The 17,727-nt window shown below is 38.3% G+C and carries 19 protein-coding genes and 1 pseudogene; 7 read left to right on the forward strand and 13 right to left on the reverse strand.

From position 1 onward, the window contains the following. Positions 1–595: 595 nt before the first annotated feature. From ACFIJK_RS03100 to ACFIJK_RS03150, 11 genes are all read right to left on the reverse strand, one after another. The gene (locus tag ACFIJK_RS03100) at positions 596–772 is read right to left on the reverse strand and encodes a hypothetical protein (protein WP_375626428.1); all 177 of its coding nucleotides are present in this window, start codon (positions 770–772) and stop codon (positions 596–598) included. 27 nt (positions 773–799) lie between these two features. Further along, on the reverse strand, positions 800–1,360 hold the full coding sequence (locus tag ACFIJK_RS03105; RefSeq protein ID WP_375626430.1) for a hypothetical protein: 561 nt from the start codon (positions 1,358–1,360) through the stop codon (positions 800–802). A 10-nt stretch (positions 1,361–1,370) separates the two neighbouring features. Beyond that, positions 1,371–1,745 carry a hypothetical protein gene (locus tag ACFIJK_RS03110; protein WP_375626432.1) on the reverse strand — a complete coding sequence of 125 codons (375 nt, stop codon included), beginning with the start codon at positions 1,743–1,745 and terminating at the stop codon, positions 1,371–1,373. 89 nt (positions 1,746–1,834) lie between these two features. Next, complete coding sequence (locus tag ACFIJK_RS03115; RefSeq protein WP_375626434.1) at positions 1,835–2,971, reverse strand: DUF6990 domain-containing protein; 1,137 nt, start codon at positions 2,969–2,971, stop codon at positions 1,835–1,837. 14 nt (positions 2,972–2,985) lie between these two features. Then, positions 2,986–3,342: a hypothetical protein gene (locus ACFIJK_RS03120; RefSeq protein WP_375626436.1), complete on the reverse strand. Its 357-nt coding sequence runs from the start codon at positions 3,340–3,342 to the stop codon at positions 2,986–2,988. 780 nt (positions 3,343–4,122) lie between these two features. Continuing rightward, positions 4,123–4,287: a hypothetical protein gene (locus tag ACFIJK_RS03125; RefSeq protein ID WP_375626437.1), complete on the reverse strand. Its 165-nt coding sequence runs from the start codon at positions 4,285–4,287 to the stop codon at positions 4,123–4,125. 550 nt (positions 4,288–4,837) lie between these two features. Continuing rightward, positions 4,838–5,170 (reverse strand): hypothetical protein, encoded by a 333-nt coding sequence (locus ACFIJK_RS03130; RefSeq protein WP_375626439.1) that lies wholly within the window; start codon positions 5,168–5,170, stop codon positions 4,838–4,840. 12 nt (positions 5,171–5,182) lie between these two features. After that, positions 5,183–5,380: a hypothetical protein gene (locus tag ACFIJK_RS03135; protein ID WP_375626441.1), complete on the reverse strand. Its 198-nt coding sequence runs from the start codon at positions 5,378–5,380 to the stop codon at positions 5,183–5,185. After that, entirely contained in the window at positions 5,370–5,927 is a 558-nt protein-coding gene (locus ACFIJK_RS03140) for a hypothetical protein (protein ID WP_375625321.1), read from the reverse strand. Before ACFIJK_RS03140 ends, ACFIJK_RS03135 begins: the two co-directional genes overlap by 11 nt. Before the next feature lie 57 nt (positions 5,928–5,984). Further along, positions 5,985–6,536 (reverse strand): hypothetical protein, encoded by a 552-nt coding sequence (locus ACFIJK_RS03145; protein WP_375626443.1) that lies wholly within the window; start codon positions 6,534–6,536, stop codon positions 5,985–5,987. After that, positions 6,533–7,063 (reverse strand): hypothetical protein, encoded by a 531-nt coding sequence (locus ACFIJK_RS03150; RefSeq protein WP_375626445.1) that lies wholly within the window; start codon positions 7,061–7,063, stop codon positions 6,533–6,535. Before ACFIJK_RS03150 ends, ACFIJK_RS03145 begins: the two co-directional genes overlap by 4 nt. Before the next feature lie 2,176 nt (positions 7,064–9,239). On the opposite strand from ACFIJK_RS03150, the gene ACFIJK_RS03155 reads away from it, so the two are divergent. Beyond that, positions 9,240–9,809 carry a hypothetical protein gene (locus ACFIJK_RS03155; RefSeq protein WP_375626447.1) on the forward strand — a complete coding sequence of 190 codons (570 nt, stop codon included), beginning with the start codon at positions 9,240–9,242 and terminating at the stop codon, positions 9,807–9,809. 573 nt (positions 9,810–10,382) lie between these two features. On the opposite strand, the gene ACFIJK_RS03160 is transcribed toward ACFIJK_RS03155, so the two are convergent. Then, entirely contained in the window at positions 10,383–10,601 is a 219-nt protein-coding gene (locus ACFIJK_RS03160; RefSeq protein ID WP_375625317.1) for a hypothetical protein, read from the reverse strand. A gap of 920 nt (positions 10,602–11,521) precedes the next feature. Here ACFIJK_RS03160 and ACFIJK_RS03165 point away from each other — a divergent pair. Beyond that, positions 11,522–12,466: a YopJ/AvrA family T3SS effector serine/threonine acetyltransferase gene (locus ACFIJK_RS03165; protein ID WP_375625316.1), complete on the forward strand. Its 945-nt coding sequence runs from the start codon at positions 11,522–11,524 to the stop codon at positions 12,464–12,466. Positions 12,467–12,858: 392 nt separating this feature from the next. Continuing rightward, positions 12,859–13,789, forward strand: a pseudogene (locus tag ACFIJK_RS03170) (YopJ/AvrA family T3SS effector serine/threonine acetyltransferase). Positions 13,790–14,002: 213 nt separating this feature from the next. Here ACFIJK_RS03170 and ACFIJK_RS03175 read toward each other — a convergent pair. Next, positions 14,003–14,179 carry a hypothetical protein gene (locus ACFIJK_RS03175; protein ID WP_375626450.1) on the reverse strand — a complete coding sequence of 59 codons (177 nt, stop codon included), beginning with the start codon at positions 14,177–14,179 and terminating at the stop codon, positions 14,003–14,005. Between the two features lie 366 nt (positions 14,180–14,545). Between ACFIJK_RS03175 and ACFIJK_RS03180 the strand changes: the two genes are divergently transcribed. Genes ACFIJK_RS03180 through ACFIJK_RS03195 form a run of 4 tightly spaced genes read left to right on the forward strand, consistent with a single transcriptional unit; the run spans position 14,546 to position 15,782 of the window. Beyond that, a complete protein-coding gene (locus ACFIJK_RS03180) occupies positions 14,546–15,208 on the forward strand; it encodes a lysozyme (protein WP_375626452.1) in 663 nt (220 codons plus the stop codon). Further along, positions 15,205–15,441: a hypothetical protein gene (locus tag ACFIJK_RS03185; RefSeq protein ID WP_375625313.1), complete on the forward strand. Its 237-nt coding sequence runs from the start codon at positions 15,205–15,207 to the stop codon at positions 15,439–15,441. Before ACFIJK_RS03180 ends, ACFIJK_RS03185 begins: the two co-directional genes overlap by 4 nt. After that, a complete protein-coding gene (locus tag ACFIJK_RS03190) occupies positions 15,365–15,577 on the forward strand; it encodes a hypothetical protein (protein ID WP_375623746.1) in 213 nt (70 codons plus the stop codon). The genes ACFIJK_RS03185 and ACFIJK_RS03190 overlap by 77 nt, the downstream gene beginning before the upstream one ends. Continuing rightward, entirely contained in the window at positions 15,570–15,782 is a 213-nt protein-coding gene (locus ACFIJK_RS03195; RefSeq protein ID WP_375625312.1) for a hypothetical protein, read from the forward strand. Before ACFIJK_RS03190 ends, ACFIJK_RS03195 begins: the two co-directional genes overlap by 8 nt. Positions 15,783–17,727: the final 1,945 nt, after the last annotated feature.

Consider the following 17,727-nt stretch of genomic DNA (forward strand, 5'->3'; position numbering starts at 1 on the left):
CCCCATTCCAATGACGCATTTTACAATCCAGCCCCTCCATTGGCACCCTCTTTACCCCAACCGCCCCAAAACCCTCACGGCTTTTCACCAACCACACATCCCAGCCATTACAGTTCCACGTTTTTACGATTTTATAAATTCACAGAAAAAAAGAAAACTTCCGATAAACAGCCCCATTGAAACCTATCACCAGCCTATCACAAATCTATCACTGACCTATCACCAGCCTATTACTTGCCACCAGCCCTTTTCACCCAACGCCCTCCATTTCAATGACGCATTTCACAATCCAACCTTTACGCCTCCATTGGCACCCTCTTCTCCTCAACCGCCCCAAAACCCTCACGGCTTTTCACCAACCACACATCCCAGCCTTTACAGTTACACGTTTTTACGATTTTGTAAATTCACAGAAAAAAGCAAACTGCCGATAAACAGCCCCAGCATACTACAAGCCTATTATAAGCCTATTCATTGACATCAGCCTTTTCAAACAGAGATCAGCATAAAATGAAAAAAATAATCCATGCCCTCCTCCCAAGCCGTGAAGCAATGGCATGATCTAAAACTCACATCTCCCCCCATGACATGAGGGCTACACACGCTTTTTCAGCGCTGCATTTAATTGCCGCGTAACCTTGTAATACGATATCAAACGCTTTATAAAAGAAATATACAGTGCCACAATGGGTATTGTTAAGAACAAATCAAAAACACCCCCCAGCAGAATGATCAAAACCACCGTCCAAGCTGCCGCCATTGCGTAATGCATTTTATCCCCTTCTCTTTATAAATTGATTTATTGGGTTTCTTCAGTCACTTCTTCCAATTGCTGAATCTTCTTTTTCAATCGATGAGTTAAAATTTCACGAAGGATCACAACAACAGGGATCGTTGCAAAAATACATACCGATAAAAAAAACCAGAAGAGCAAGAGAATGACAAAATATTCAAATCTGCTCTCATCTATCTCATCGATCCCTTTAAAGAAAATCACATAGACATAAACTTTGAAAAACATAATAATGAAAGAGAGGCATGCGTGGAGGATATAATCTTTGCGTGAAAAAGCGAGCCATTTTTTTAACGAATGAGAACTTATCTGTGTTTCTAGTGCTAAGTTTTGCGGCACTCTCTCTTTCCCTTTTCCGCTTTTTTCAAAGAAACAAAAATGCTGCGGCTGTTCTTTCATCAAACGTCTTTGTTTTTTCACTCTGTAATAGAGCCTCAAACGCTTGATTAAAGAATAATAAGGCGCCACAATAATCATATTCACAAAAATAGCAAAAACTGTAACTGCATTTAGAAGAAAACATCCAATTGGCAGAAACAAAATAAAAACCGCGGCCTCACTCCTCATGCGTATAACCTCATTGATTAATCTCCTGCTGCTTTATTTCTTCTTCCAATTTTTGCTTTATTTTTTCCAATTTACGCTCTTTAACGGAGCGCAGCCCCCACAAAATAGGAAGAGGTGTAAGAAGACAAAACCAAATCAACACCGGCAAGAGAAAAATAAAAGAACCAATTCCTTCCCATCTTATCCACTGCAACGGCTGTACCAGAGATTTTGCACCCGCAGGAACTTCTAAAGCCATCATGATAAGACATGTGCAAAACATAGTGAAAAAGGAACGCCCTATTATTTCACAACTCCCCACCCCTTTACGCCTTTCCACTGAAGGCACCGTCAATTTTTTGAATGAAAAGAAAGACTCTCCAAATGGCGCATTTTTCTCCTGCATTGATCCCCTCTGCTTTTACACTTCGCGCTTTTTACGCTCTATTTTTAGGTTTAAGCTCTTTTTAATTTATCTAAACGCTTTATTTTCTCTCAATAATTTTTTTCATCAATCCTAATTTCTACATCCATATATTCTAACTCCCCATCCTTTATGTAAAGAATATCAGGACGATAGTTTTTTCCATCAACTTCACAAATCGCGTCCTTTTCGTAAACGAAATATCCCTGTTGTCTTAATTCTTCTCTTTTTTCCTCGATCAATTTTTCATAAGAATCTCTTCTTCTATTGCACAAACTAGGATCTGAGGCTCTAAAATATTCATAGCTCTCCACCTCCATGGAAAAATCCTTTGCCGCCTGTTGAAGCAAATCGTAACTGGGTTGCTTTGTCTTTTCTACCGCCTTAGCGATTATCATCGCGCGTTCCAGATGCTCCTCTTCGATGCTTGTTTCAAAGCCCAGTTTCTCACCTTCCAGAAAGCTTTTGTGATAAGCGTGTAAGGTTTCAACATCACCCAACAATGCCAAAGCTGCAAGATAGCGCAGCGAATAAGAAGCCAACTGAGGGACCACAACTTTGTTTTCCCAAGGAAGGATACGATATTGAGAGCGAAGCATATTGCCAAGATCAACCTCTGTCATTGCCTTTTCTAAAGCTTTCTCGAGTGCACAGCGTAAATGCTGGGCACTTACCTTTTCTTCAAAAATTTCCAACCCCTTCACATCAAAACTCAATTCGAGAGCAATCAAGCCTCCAGAATTATAAGGGTCTATCGTTTGGCAAGCCGCCGCATGGATACCAGAAACCACCGCAATTGCACAATCAAATCGCGGATACCCCTTCTCAGCATTATAAAGAAACTGCACTTCACGATCTGGTAAATAATAGGTGGCCAAATGATCCCCTTTTCCTTCAATTTCCACCCTCCACCCCAAACTCTTTAAAAGCGCCGTTGCACTTTCCATCGTTAGGATTTCCTCATCAGACAGAGAAAACTCTTTTACCTCAGATGATGATTTAATCATCGGCGTTGCTCCACTAGACGGCTCAAAAGCGATAGGTTGTTCAAGCACGCGGTTGAATTCTTTTGTCACTTGGCAATACAGTCTCACCCGCTTGAAAGTAGAATAATACAATGCCCAAATGAACATCGTGACCACAGCAGAAAGCAGCGTGAAAAGCGTCAAGCCCACACCCCACGAGAGTACAACAATAATATCTATCATTTTCTGCCCTCCCTTCACGCGCTGTTTTGTTGAGAAGCGGTTTTGCTCCGCTGCCAGATTTCTTGATCCAACTGCTTGATCTTTTTTTTCAACAAACGCGTAAAAATGATGCGGACCACAAAGGCAACAGGAATAAGCACAAAAAGAAGCGTTGATATAAAACCCAATATTAATGTTAAAATGAACAGAATATAATTCGACCACTCTGTCAAATCCCACTCAAAAAATATAACGAGTGCCACTTTAAAAGCGCTAATAATGAAAGCAATGCAAAAGATGACTTTATAATTTTTGCTTGTCAAAAACGCTTCTTCAAGCGAAAACGACCGTGGCTCTTCGTCCAATGATGCATTTTTTCCATTGCCCCTCATTTTTTATCCCTCATTTGTTTCAATTTTTAAGCCATTTTCATGAACCGAAGCTTTCGTCCTCACAATGAATGAGGGTTCATCAATATCAAGCGCTTGTATCCCTCATCTTTTATAAAGACAATATCAGAGTTGCATTTTTTTCCATTACCTTCAAACATCATGTTTTTATCACGCACAGTGTATCCTCTGTTGTCTTAAGGCTTCTCTTTTCTCGTCGATTAAATGTTCATACAAATATCTTCTTCTATTGCACAAATTTGGGTCTGAGGCTCTAAAATTCTAATCACTGCTCTTTTTATTTTCAGGAAGATAAGCTTCTGTGCAAAGAAGAAGCCAACTGATGCAAAAAAATCGTAACGAAGTTGCTTTGTCTTTATGACGATTTGAACCACCCAAAAAGCCGCCCAAATGGACTTTTTTGATATTTTTTCAAAGCCCAGCCTCTCACCTTCCATAAAGCTTTTGTGAGAAAGCTATCAAGTATTAATATCAGCAAGCAATGCCAAAACCCCAAGGGTGCGCAGCAAAGAAGAAGTCCCTTGAAAGATATCATTATTTCCTTTTTCCAAGGCGGTGCCCCATATTGAAAGGCCCAAGCACGCTGCCAAGACCAACCTCGTTCCCAGACCAACCTCATTCCCAGATCAACCTCAGTCATTGCCCTTATCTAAAGCGTCCTCAAGCACACGGTGTAATCACTGGGCGCTTACCTTTTCCTCAAAAATTTTCAATTCCTTTGCCTTAAAATCCACCCCTTTGCTTCAAAGCTCAGTTGTCAATCTAGCAAAGCCCCAAAATGATAAGGATTAATATTTGGCAAGCTGCAGCATGTATACCAGCGCCTCCCACAATTCCATAATCATATTGCACAAAACCTTTTTCATCCAGAAAGAGAAACTGCCCCTCGCGGTCTCGTAAATAAATAGATGCCCCCTTTTCTTTCAATTTCTCCCCTCCACCCCAAGCTCTTTAAAAGCACTATTGCACTTTCCATGGAGCAAAACGTCTTGATCAAAAACTTGGACTTTTGGCACGCCTTCTTTATGCGCCTTGCCTCTCCATTTTCTCAGAAAATGGATTTTTCTGCCCCAAACACCACCGCCGCATCTTGTGCTTTAATATAGATTTTTCGCTCTCAATATCGCTTGGTAAGACACATTTTTATACTTGATAAAAAGAAAATAAGTTACAAGATTTTCTCTCTTAAAGAAAACAGCAACAGCAAGTAAAACCCAAAAAAAGCCTCTTTTCACTTTGCCCCCGCACCCGCTCAAACAAGAACCCCGCTCAAGCAAAAGCCCCATTCAAGCAAGAGCCCCATTCAAGCAAAAGCCTCAATTCTTTTCAAAACACAGCACAAATATAAAAAAAGCACAAAACATGAAGTGTACCCCATGCTTCTTAATGAACATATCAAAGGCAAGGCTTATGGCATCCTTTCACTTTGTCACCGCACCCGCTCAAGCAAAAGCCCCACTCAAACAAAAGCCTTTCTTCACTTTGTCCCCTCGCTCACTTTCCCCTCATTCACATCGTATAATATGACGAGAGCTTTTTTCTGCTCAACCTCTTCTTCCAATTGCCCTATCATTTTCTTCAACTGACGTGTCACGATAAAACGCATAATAAAAACAATCGGTAAGAATAAAAAAACACAGGCAAGCATCCATGCTAGTGGCTCGAATACAACAAGAGAAACAAAGTCCCTTCCTCTCCATATCTGAACGACAACCGTTATAACTATTGGAGCTGTCACTATGACCGTAGAAATATAAAATATTTTTTTATAGTCTTGCCAAACAAGAGAAAGCTGTTTTTTATCAAACATTCTGCTGCTTTTTTATTTTGGGGAGATCTGTTTTAAGGCAATATCGCGTTCATTAAGCACACATTTCAGTTCCTTTTTCACGCGACAATAAAGCCGCGCACGCTTGATAAACACGTAATAAATGATAAAAATCGGCACCCATATTAAAACATTTAAAAGCGTAAAACACAGGAAAGAAATGGCTATTAATGTTATAAGACTACTCGTCATTTTGTCCCCCTTCCACATTCTGCATACGCATTGCCTGATCGCTTTGTTTTATCGCTTCTTCCAATTGTGGAAGTATTTTGTTCAATTTTCTCGTTAACTTTATGCACATGATCCCAATGATCGGAGAAAAGAGAAAAATCCCTAACCATAGAAGGCTCAACAGCTGTATAATAAAGGCAACACTATCATTTTTCCACCATACAAAATTTGCGATAGAGCAAGCAGATTGCAAAACAGAAAAGAGAATAAGGATAAAAAAGATTATTTTACATTCTTTTGAAGAAAAAGGCAGAGATTCTTTGAAGTTAAGAAAGCGCATTTTCGCATCAAGGGTCTTAAATACGAGATTGTGTCTTTTCATTTCTCCCCGATCATTGCGCAATTGTTGTACGGCTTGCTTTTGTTGCGTCGTACTCTTTTTCAAGCCTTGAGCGAGTTTAAAAGATAACCTCATATGCTTGATTAACAAGTAAGGAAGCCTAACAACGACCATAACCATTAAAATGGCAATGATAACGAACCCTAAAAAAGCCAAATGCTGCATCATAATGCTCCCTTTTTTTCCCTATCGCATTGATGTGAAATCATCATTTTTATCCTCTGCTCAAACAAATGTTTCTAATTCCTTTACTGTTTCTTGCACGCCATACTGAAGGAAACTATGGAGAATTAAAATGACAGGTAAAGAAACAACAATACATACCCAGAACCACAACAGCAGTTTCATGACAAAATCAATAATGTGAAGCACTATAATAGGCACGTAATTGTGCAAAAAAATTGCAGATTTTGGAAGAAAAGCTGAAAAAACGACAACACCTGTGCAAAGTGCAACCATAACGAAAGCGATAGAAAAGATCATAAAATAATCTTTTTTTGAGAGAAGCAAAGATTCTTGAAAAGAAAAGGCACTGAACTGTGTTGCAAGAACTGTATTCTGTCCCCTACCCTCTGCCTGATTATGCCTCAAATTCTGCGCTGCACCCTTTTTTAATTTTCGCTGCGTCACCAATAACAAGATTGTCCGTTTTATCAACGAATAATAAAGTGCAACGATTGTCACCATGGTAGAAAGGAATACCATAAAAATTGCAGAACAAATAAAAATTGCCGTCCCTACGGCGATCAACATTCCAATGATTAAAGAAGCGGTCACTTTCCCCTCCTATAGTCTTCTGTCAGAGATTGGTTGTTTAGCTGTTGCTGCTCTGGCAAGGTTTCCCACAGCTTCATCATTTCCTTCACATCCCGTTTAAATATGGCGTTAAAGACAAAAAAGAGCGGAAAAAAACCAAAAAGAAAACAAAAAATCATTTGCGGTAAGAAACATAAAAAAGCCCAAACACTATTCCACCCCGCATCAAGCAAATGCTCGATGATAGGATTTTTAAAAGGATGTGCAAGGCTCTCCTGAATTATTTCCTGAAAACTTTTTTGTTTCGTTTGTCCCAGTGCTTGGAGCTGTTCTTTGGATATAACGTGAAAAAATTCCAAAGGCTCCATATAGACAGTCGCGGAAAAAAGCACCAACAAGAGGATAGCCAAACACAAAATGATGACGTAATCGCCTGTTGAAAGCATCATCCATTTTTTGAAAGTTGCCGATTGATCCAACACTGGCTGTGATACGAAAGCCTTATTTCCCTCATGGGCAGATTGGTGTTGTGATTTATCTTCGATCATACGGATACTCCCCCACTTTTAAAATTCCCACTCTTCAAATTTGATAGCACGCCACCAGCGCGGTAAATTCGCTTAGCACTCTTCTCAGAGTAAAGCAAGCACTATAATCTCCCCTATAAATATTTTATTCACGTACCCTATACGCGCTTATACATGACGCGCTTACAAGCCCAAACACCCCTTTTCCTCTCTTTATCGATCACACAAACCCTAAAAGACACCGTTTTACAAAAATCCAACAAATATTTAATCTAAAAAACATCTCATGTGGAAAACTGACATGCCCACCATAAACGACAGTGTTTTCACCGCTTAAATGAAGCCGAGTATATATAAAGCAAAGGATGATGATATTCCTTGCTCATCTCAAAGAATGAAGATTTTAAAACCCACCTCAGTTTGTCAACAATCCCATTGCTCTTAAGTGCACTCCGCCTGCTGAGCACTTATGGGTTCCACTTGCATAAAGCGCTCTACGAACAACTTCTCCCTTAACAAAAGTCCTTCCTTAACATTGGCACCCTAATTTTTAACACTTAATGCGTCAAAAGTTACAATGCCTCATAAACCTTCCTATATCCGCCTCAAATGACAGTATTTTATGGCATAACAAGATGAAAAACATTTTCACAAGCACTTTGTATCTTGATAATCAACACATCCAAAATGCTGTAAGATTCTCTCATTTCAAATCTATCCCCTGTTGAATCAATAAAATTTATTTGCTTGTACGTAAAAAGTGGGAGAGCCATGCGCAGTGAAATTGTACAATGAAAATGCCTCTTATAAACCGTCTCAAATGCCAAGAGCTTGTAATACATATTGGGGATTGGCAAAATATGCGATGATACCAGCTTACGCTTTTATGAATCCTAAAAATGATGATCCTTAATAAAGTTATATTATCATGAAAGCTTTACCATAGATGCCCTTCTTGAGCCACCGTCGTGAAATGGGCTCGAGCACATGTAAGAGATGTCTCTTAAAAACAAGCGCGTGAATATGCCGCAATAAGTATATTCCGTTTGAGGCATTGTGTATGACGTAAGAGATGTGCCCCTAGAATGTGAGAAACAAGAACGCGATAAACAAAAGCGTGAAGCAATAAGCACGCCCCACAGACCAAACCAAACAACCGATTATCTAAAATGCGCCCACAGCAGCTTTGCAATTTTTCAATTCTCATTTTAAAATTTCTTGATTCAAAAAGCCCCTATTTTAAAATTAAAAAAGAAATGTCTTACACCTCATAGCCCCCACCTTTATAAAAGCATTTCTTAATAAACGCCTCTTTTATCAAGCTACCTGCCGCTTATAAAGCTTCTTTGGATATTGCATCCCGTCATTTAACCATTTAAGTGACCACCTCCCTTTTTTATGAAATCCATTAAAACAGCAAAATGAAAAAATTTTATCCTCTATAAAAGATTACCGTAAATTGCTTGATCCTCCACAGTTTATTTTGTTATTTTGAACTGATGAACCATATTTTATTTGAAAATATAAGGATCTTATGCTATTATAAGCACATTGAAAAGTTTGTTTTTTAAGCTCTGTGTCGCTCAAAAAAAGATAAAATCCTCTATAAAGGATAAAGATATATTTTGCAGCTTAATCTACATCAGACATCTTGGTACAGCGCCCAATAAGAAAACCCCAATATACCTCCCAATAACAAAGCTCAACGGATGATAAAAACAATGACTTTTCAAAGGTAAAACTGAAAAGTTTCCACGAAGCGCTCATGAGAAAGAAAGCAAATAATCCTACTAGAAAAGACTTCCTATTAGAAAGATAACGACATACCCATAAAACATCATTCTTGTTTATTTATTCACATGTGACAAAAGTTTCTTTTCAACTGTTCCAGAAAGGTTGAGAAATCTTTAGAAAGCAAATAACCCGCTATCCATGAAAAAATAAGCATGATAGGAGCGAGAAATAAGACTGATAGGGATAAGATAAAAATGGTAAAAAACACCTTAAAGATGATTTTTTCGCCCCACACCGTTGCTGTTCTTTGTGCTGAAAGACGCCTTTAGTATCCGTTTCTCCTTTGATCTGCAACGGCTCATATTCCCACAGTATTTGCTCCCACAGTATTTGCTCAAAGTGCTTTTTACATCACTGTCCCCCATCAACAGACAGTTTATTTTTCATTTAAATGGTTAAGTTCATGAAAATACGTAAAAAACGCGGTAGACCGAGAATAACAGGCAAACTCAGAGAGCCCAATGGCCGTATTTCACGTGCCCAAAGCCCCAGCGAATCTGCGCTTCAATCTGCGATTGAAATGCGTGCAAAACACTTTGGTTTAAGCCTTGAAGAAGCGAAAAATCCACTTGTTGGAACCTATATTGGGCGTCTTTGTTTGCTTGGCTATAAAGGGGATTCATCAGGCATCAGTAAGGAGCAATATGACACGGCGCAAAGATACTTGCAAATCAGAAACGACTATTTATGTGCAAAAGGCTTACCAAACGGCTATTATGATGGTTTTACGCACAACGCATCAGATGAGAAAGCAAAAAAGCAATGGGTTCAAAGAGCAACGAATTGCTATGAAGATATGCAAGAAGCGATTAAAGAAGCACAATATTTGCATCGTCAACACAACTTTCATGCGGCATTACAATATCTTGTTATAGAAGATCAACCGCTGCCTAATCTTGTTGGTTCGTTGCGTATTATTCTTGATGCCCTTTATAAACATTTTGACTGTTCTAGCAAAAAGAGCATTGGCTAAAAACACCCATCGTTTTCTCTCCCTCACAGGATAAAGATTCTAAAACCCTCCTTTGTAACATGCCTCTTTGTAACCAGCTCCGTTATAAAGAGACAATCCTTCTTGACAAGTTACACTTGAGATCCACTGGACTTGCCCTTTCATAGAATTTCATGGGATTGACGAGCTTAAAGCACACAACAAATAAGCTTTAAAATATCCACCAAGCCCTTAAAAAACGCTTCAACCTGTCAAAGAGACTTATCACCATACCTCAACGATATATCTACCCATGCCTCAAAGGACAATATTTCACGACATATTTCACGACATGGACAAGATAAATATTTCCCCCTCTTCATACAGCAACCTTCTCCCCATCACCCTCCCCTCCCTATTACACCCCCTCCCCATTACCCCTATTGTAACAAACAACCCTCATCATCCAATTTTCCCCCAATATCGCGATATCCTTAGCTCTTGAGACAATTCATTATCGTCATTGTGCGTCTTTTCTTGTACAATTCTACACAGCTTTCCTGATCTTATGACAGACAAGAGACATGGCTTTGATTGCAGCATAATCTAGATTTCTCATTCAAGATCAATAACGACTAAAACATCATTATAAATCAATATGTTATCATTAAAACACCCCATTGATTTTTTTACAAAATTAAAAGCATCATCCCTTAAACGAAAGAAAAAGCCCCCACCAACAATCCCTTCCATCATCAACAACTTATACCGGTAACCATCCACCCACCACGCCACCGCTAATACGACAGCCAGCATAGCCCCAATCGCCAACACAATCGCGACACCTAAGCTTTACCCCCGCAAAACCTTCCAACCATCGCCTTCCTAATTCCATCAATAAAATACCACGGATTTCAAAACCACAATTCTCTTCTCTCCCTTCACCTTGCTCCCTCCTTTTTCAAAGAAGGAAAAGCATTTATGGTAATCAATACATCTTTATACAGAAACCTTTAGAGCCCCCTATAGCCATTCGAAGAGCCATCACACCTCTAACCACCCACGAGCCCCCATTTAAGTCATCCCCCACGGGAAATCCCCTGCGCAACACCTAAGCTTTGCCCCCGTAACATCTTCCAACCATCGCCTTCCTAATTCCATCAATAAAATACCACGGATTTCAAAACCACAATTCTTCCCTCTCCCTTCACCTTTCCCCCTCCTTTATCAAAGGAGAGAATGTTTTTTGCCGCAATAAAAAAGGGAAAATAATCGTTTTGCTGTTGACAGAATATGAAAAATCGTATTTAATGATAGGTGCGGTAAGGGATTTTTTGCGCCCAGATTTCATCAGAGAATTTTTGCATTATTATAGACTGTTATCAAACGGTGTGTTTCGCTATAATCTTTAAAAGTCTCTTGTTTAAAGGTATCTTTCGTCTTTCTCTGACTGTTTTTCTTCTGCATCATCCAATTTGCATCACCAACAGCCCTATAATTTTGAGATTTTCAAAACAAGCCGTATCCAATAAGGGCTCCCAATAGAACGCCCTAATACAATACCCCAATAAAAATACGGATACAACACATCACAGAAATGATGAGCACTACACGAATATAAAATATGAAAACGACCAGGATATGCTTTCATCGCCTCATTTTTCAAGATGCGAAGGCTTTTTTTCAAAACATTGTTTAGCCAGAATTGAAGAACATAATGTCATCCATTGATTATCAATATGGAAGCTAATATTATGAAGCCACAAGATTCTTCTCTCCCTTATTCCTCACAAACACAAGGAAGGGCAAATGCACCAGAAGGGGCGCGTGCAACTGCATCATTAGACAATCTTGCTGCACATTCAGAACAACAAAGCAGCGAAAAAGAAGGAAATGTCCCGTTCAATCATGAGGAATTAAAAAATATCATTGCTCGTTTAGAAGAAGACATCTCAACGGATCGTTGGTTTACAACTGATTATGCAAGCATAGATCTTAAACTGATGCCAGCCTTAGTGGAACAAGCAAATCGTAAATATCCTGAAATGCGCCTTCAATTGGTAGCGTCATCTCACGACTTTGCCCTTGCACTAAAAGAAGCCATCGAAAACGGCATTCAATCTTCTAGATTTATCATTCACACAAAGGATAGAGGAATTCATTTTTCAGTGATTGATCATCAAACCATCGATGACAAAACGTCCGTGATATTTTTTGAACCTACAACACTTAACAATATGAGATCAGCAGTGCTAGCATTAAGGACACAACTGGCCCTTAAAGCGCATGAATTGTCTAACTGTTCTTTTGCCATGGCAGAAATGGACATTCAGCGAAGCTCTTCTGAATGTGGAATGTTCAGCTTAAGCCTTGCCAAAAAGCTTTATTCGGAAGCTCAAAAATTAGAACGACTGCACAAAGACAATATTAAGGGTGTGTTATGTGAACCAGATACGCCTTTATCTGCTGAAAAGTTAGATACATATCTTCCAACCACTTTTTATAAACACGTGCAAGGAAGAAGACGTCTTGGGGAATATCTAAAAGCCAATCCGGATGCGGAACATGAAACAGTAAACAAAAAAGGCGAAACTCTGAGAGAGAGATTTGAAAGAAGCTTAAGTTCAGCAGAAGGAAAAACTGTTTCTGTTTCACAACATAGAAAAAGAGCGACGGAATACAAATCTCTGATGATGTAAGATGTAATGAGTGTTTTAGCCATATCCGTATTCCACATCCACAAAGAATGAAGCTCTGCGGCTTTACGGTAAGATATAAATGCTATTAGCAAATCTTCTTTTCCCTTTGAAAGAAGTAACAATGCAAAAAGTGAGCAATTACCTCTTCAAACAAAAGGCAAAACAATAATATTCTATTAAAAGTAGCCCATTTTAAAGCCCGTATTTTAAAACTTTGAACAAACATAAAACACGCAAGTTTTGAAAAGACCTGCCCGCACTTTCTTATAAAGCAGCTGAAAAATGATTTTTTCCTTAATCTTCAAGAGATAAAGGTTCTTTTTCAAAACATTATTTGGTCAAAATATAAAAAATAATATTGCCTCCCGATTATAACCACGGAGGTTCATATTATGAAGCCACAAGATTCAAAAGATACTGCCGCTCATGCCTCACAAATAGCAGAAAGTAACATCGAAAATGAATCCTTAGAAAGCCTTATTGCCCGTTTAGAACAACTCAACGCTCCTCAAAAAGAAGAGAGCACCTTGAGTCAGGAAAAGTTGAAAGCTATTATTACAGACTTAGAAGATGATCTCGTCACCGGCCGTTGGATTAACTCTTATTATGAAAACATAGATATTAGATTGATGCCGGCTCTCGTAGAAAAAGCAAACAGCAAATATCCAGCAATGAATCTCAAATTGGCTCTTACAGCAGAAGAGTTTTCACACGCACTAAAAGAAGTCGTTGAGAGCGACGCAAAATCTGCTCGATTTATAGTAAATTCGGGAAGCAAAATCCACTTTGCAGTCCTTGATTATAAAAAAGTTGATGACAAAATCTCTTTGATTATGCTTGAACCTACAACATTTCAGAATATCACTGCTTGCAAACTAGGGATAAAAATAAATCAAACCCTTCAATGTCTTCAACTGCCTCCTTATTCTTTTACCACGGCAGAAATGGATATTCAGAGAAGCTCTTCTGAATGTGGGATGTTCAGCTTAAGCCTCGCCAAAAAGCTTCATCTTGAATCTGATAAATTAGCAAGATTGCACAAAGATAATGTTAAGGGTGTATTATGTGAACAAAATTCATCTTTATCTGCTGAAAAGTTAGATTCCTATCTTCCCATTAGTTTATACAAACATGCGCAAGGAAGAAAACGTCTAGAACAATATTTAAAAGCCAATCCGGATGCTGAACATGAAACAGTAAACAAAAAAGGTGAAACTCTGAGAGAGAGATTTGAAAAAAACTTAAGAACAACAGAAGGAAAAACTGTTTCTGTTTCCTCCCACCCAAAAAAGGCTCACTGAATACAAATCTTTGATGATGTAATTGAGGTTTTTTCCATATCCATAAAGAACGAGGCTCTGCTGCTTGACGGTGGGGTATAAATTGCTGTTAGCAAATCTTTTTTTCCGTTTGTAAGCAATTAAAGAGTTAAACAGCAAGCAACGTGACCTCTTAAAGACAAAAAGCTGAATACATAAAATATTTTAGGATTTTGGATGTTAAGTAAAAGCACCCGCCTCCTCCTGTAGCTTTTTTCTAAGAGTTGTCCACTTTTATCTCAAGCGCCTCCACATCAGTACCACTTGCCAAAACAACCGCAAACAGCCACTCTCTGTCCCCCACAATCACACCATCCGTTCTCTCCATCTCACCCCCCTCACAACCACCGCCAAAACAACCGCAATCACCAACACCAATGCTAACACAAATCATTGTGCAACCCTCCAACCCCTGCCGCGCCAACAATGCCTTCTAAGAATTCCATTCACCAACATATATGTCACCCCTCCAACCTCACTTCTCATGCCACCGCTAACACAACCGTAATGCCACCGTAATGCCATTGCGTACATCAACAGCACCAAGTCTCAAAACCAAAAACATCTCTCAACGGAAAACACCAGCCCAACCATTATCCCACTTGGACAACCATGACCTCATTCCCTTAAGATGCTACAACTAACCTTTTGATTTCATTAAATTTTCACGTCTCTTCTGTTTTTGCAGAGTGAAAAATTTCACTTTTAATGTGTCGACCAGCCTCACTTTAAAGTGAGGCTTTATTTTATGGAGAAGCAAATGAGAAAAATATCATCAGCAGGGCTTGCACTCATTAAACAATGGGAAGGATTGCGTTTGAACGCCTATAAGGATGCCATCGGGGTGTGGACAATCGGCTATGGACATATCAGCGCTGCTGGAAAACCGTTCGTTCACAAAGGCATGATCATTACTGAAAAGCAAGCAGAAGAAGTTCTTTCTCAAGATTTAAGACAATTTGAAAATACCGTTGAAACAAATGTGACTGTTTCCTTAACGGATGAACAATTCGCTGCGCTCGTATCGTTTTGCTATAATATAGGAGCTTCGGCTTTTTGTAATTCGACCCTGCTCAAAAAACTCAATAACGGCGAATATGAAGCCGTCCCTGCTGAATTACAAAAGTGGACCAAAGCAGGAGGAAAACGTCTTCACGGTCTAGTGCACCGTCGTGCAGCCGAAGCAGGACTATGGGCAAAAGGTGCTTATGTTTCTCCCAACTACCAAACCGTAGAAACGCAAGCACCAATGGGATTTTTCAAAGCAGAAGCGCTTACACCGATTATTGGTTCTTTTTCTGGACTTGGAGGCTTATTGGCAGGCAATGGTCCCATCCAATGGGCATTGGCAGCCATTATGGTTTTAGCCGCCTGTGCAGGCATCTTCTTTGTGGCAAAACGGTTTCGGGAGCAGCGCTTATGATGTGGTGGATGAAAAAAAATCTGATGATAACAGGAGCGGCTCTGACCGCTTTTTTTATCGCTTTAGCAAAAGCTTTCACTCTTGGAAAAAAGATTGAACAACAAAAGCAAATAGAAAAAACGCTAAAGTCATCAATAACACGGCTAGAGGTGGAGAATGAAATTAATCAAAAAAGTGATCCTGATGTACGCGCTGCTCTTACTTACTGGTTGCGCGATAAAAACAATAAATGAGCCTTTTTCTTGCGTTGGTTGGATGCCCATTTATTTAGACAAAAAAGATCTCAATACCATCAGTTCAAATCTCGCAAGAGATATTTTAAAGCATAACAAACAAGGGGAAGGCTTGTGTGGGTGGAAACATGGCTAGAAAAAAAACAGAAAAACAAACAGAGCTTACAGAAAAGGAAAAAGAAATCCTACAAGAAATCATCACAACTTATAAAAGTGTAAAAATGATGTCACGTTATACGAAGTGGATTATATTTATCATTTTCCTATTAGCGCTTGATTTCTCACGTATCATAGATGCGTTAGCAAGTATTTTTACACAAAAATCGAATATTCAGCTCTAAAATAAATAAAAAACATGAGACGTGTTAAATCTTTTTTTAAATAAAAAGCCATTCGTTATTTTTTGAAAACACGGAGATTTTATTGATGATTTTTCACGTCTCATGGGAAATTTTTACACACTCTTCAAAAACGCTTTCATGAAATGAATTTAGGAGCATGAAGAGAGATTTTTAACAAACGCGTGAGTCAACAACTTTACTAACATAAGAAAAGGATCATACCAACGCACATTTTCTAAAATAACCTATTGATACTAAAAAATATTTTATACTCTTCACAAATCCCATCGGGAAGATACCATCGCGAAAAAATTTAAAAATATTTAGAGATATTTTTTTAATAATTGCATAAGTAAACAACGCAAAAAGTATTAACTTGCCTAAAATCCCCTTATCTTTACACTTTAAAAAAAAGAGCAATCAGACACCTCCCTACGCATAAATCCCCAATATTTATACCGCCTCTGTTTATAAAAACTCTGTTTATAAAAAAACTGACTATTTGAAAATATTCATGAGAGGCATTTTTATTTTCTTTCAGTATTTCACCCTAGCTCTCTCCACTTGTGAGGTATAAGAAAACGATTGCGATTGTTTCAACATAAGAAAGAATTGAAATGAAAAAATCCACCGCAATAAAAATCTCTTATTCAACATACAAAACAATGAATAATTCTGATCAATAAAAGCGTTGTTCCATTAAAACCCATTAAAAAATATGAAGCAATACATGATTATCATTATTTGCAAGAATGCAATGCTCTTGAAAACCGTAAAACCACATCACATTGATTTATAATTATCATTAAGCACTCTTCAACTTGAATTAAAGCCCTGCATATCGCAGGATTTTCTCATTTCCCAACCTGTTTCCTTTTAAAATAATCCAAACTATGTCGCTTGCACATTACAGTGTATGGGTCAAAACTATACAAGCAAGGCACGCCTCACCGTCTCACGGACCAACGGCTTGTCATAACATTGAGAGCTGGAAAAGTATATGATAACGCAAGCGTATTCTTTTATTAAGCGTAAAGATGATCGTGCCCTATAGTTTTATGCACTTCATGAGAACTTTGCCCTTATACCATTCACAAATCCATTGCGAAATCGGTGTGACAAGCAAGATGTCTCTTAAAAACATGTCAATATGCAAAAATATATATTTGGAGACAAATATATTTGCGGCTTTTCTATTTTACGTGAGGGATTTCACAAAAAAAAGATACGCAAGCAACAAAAGTTTGAGGCATCATCTTCATTATTTAATAAGATATTACTATAAATACCTTTAAAAGTCATAAAGCAAAAAGATGATGACAAGACGCGTGCTTATATACCTTTACATTCTTTCTCAATGAGGCTGTCTTTCTATTGCAGAGATTAACCAAACAGAGATATGCTTGTCCCAGTATACAAAAGCCCTTTAACAGAGAAAACCCTTATTTTTTCATACAAAAGCTTGAAATACCAACATCTTATTCATAAAAAAAACAAACAAGACCCAACATGCTCTGTCCAACTTTCTCTCTTCAACTTTCAATGAATACAAACTCTTGCGTTAGTTCATAAAAACCATTCGCCCTTCTAAAGCGCAAACACAGGATTTTTTTAATGGTGCATGCATAAACTTAAAATGAAAAAATAGAACTGTATTAGGAATAAATGACTATAAATCAAATAGTTATATTTTTATCACTAAAATATTTTCAAAAGAAACCACGATCCCCGCACAATAAAAACATCTCATAAATGCAAGAGAAAAAGTCATGAATAAAGAGAGAGATCTATTCACAATAGCGATACATCAACCAATGAAAAATAACAAAATGCTATAAGATCACTATCATAAAAGGAAGAACTGTACGAAACGTGAAAAAGCATTAAAAAAAACGGGCACAGAAGGCCCGTTTCTTTATTACTTCTATGGAATAAGAGCTTAGAA

This window comes from Bartonella sp. PS17NMGDW (assembly GCF_042193555.1).
Taxonomy (GTDB): Bacteria; Pseudomonadota; Alphaproteobacteria; order Rhizobiales; family Rhizobiaceae; genus Bartonella; species Bartonella grahamii.

Coding starts and splice junctions, on each gene's coding strand:
- ACFIJK_RS03100 (WP_375626428.1), bottom strand. CDS start 772: ATGCATTACGCAATGGCGGCAGCTTGGACGGTGGTTTTGATCATTCTG.
- ACFIJK_RS03105 (WP_375626430.1), bottom strand. CDS start 1,360: ATGAGGAGTGAGGCCGCGGTTTTTATTTTGTTTCTGCCAATTGGATGT.
- ACFIJK_RS03110 (WP_375626432.1), bottom strand. CDS start 1,745: ATGCAGGAGAAAAATGCGCCATTTGGAGAGTCTTTCTTTTCATTCAAA.
- ACFIJK_RS03115 (WP_375626434.1), bottom strand. CDS start 2,971: ATGATAGATATTATTGTTGTACTCTCGTGGGGTGTGGGCTTGACGCTT.
- ACFIJK_RS03120 (WP_375626436.1), bottom strand. CDS start 3,342: ATGAGGGGCAATGGAAAAAATGCATCATTGGACGAAGAGCCACGGTCG.
- ACFIJK_RS03130 (WP_375626439.1), bottom strand. CDS start 5,170: ATGTTTGATAAAAAACAGCTTTCTCTTGTTTGGCAAGACTATAAAAAA.
- ACFIJK_RS03135 (WP_375626441.1), bottom strand. CDS start 5,380: ATGACGAGTAGTCTTATAACATTAATAGCCATTTCTTTCCTGTGTTTT.
- ACFIJK_RS03140 (WP_375625321.1), bottom strand. CDS start 5,927: ATGATGCAGCATTTGGCTTTTTTAGGGTTCGTTATCATTGCCATTTTA.
- ACFIJK_RS03150 (WP_375626445.1), bottom strand. CDS start 7,063: ATGATCGAAGATAAATCACAACACCAATCTGCCCATGAGGGAAATAAG.
- ACFIJK_RS03155 (WP_375626447.1), top strand. CDS start 9,240: ATGAAAATACGTAAAAAACGCGGTAGACCGAGAATAACAGGCAAACTC.
- ACFIJK_RS03165 (WP_375625316.1), top strand. CDS start 11,522: ATGAAGCCACAAGATTCTTCTCTCCCTTATTCCTCACAAACACAAGGA.
- ACFIJK_RS03175 (WP_375626450.1), bottom strand. CDS start 14,179: ATGATTTGTGTTAGCATTGGTGTTGGTGATTGCGGTTGTTTTGGCGGT.
- ACFIJK_RS03180 (WP_375626452.1), top strand. CDS start 14,546: ATGAGAAAAATATCATCAGCAGGGCTTGCACTCATTAAACAATGGGAA.
- ACFIJK_RS03185 (WP_375625313.1), top strand. CDS start 15,205: ATGATGTGGTGGATGAAAAAAAATCTGATGATAACAGGAGCGGCTCTG.
- ACFIJK_RS03190 (WP_375623746.1), top strand. CDS start 15,365: ATGAAATTAATCAAAAAAGTGATCCTGATGTACGCGCTGCTCTTACTT.
- ACFIJK_RS03195 (WP_375625312.1), top strand. CDS start 15,570: ATGGCTAGAAAAAAAACAGAAAAACAAACAGAGCTTACAGAAAAGGAA.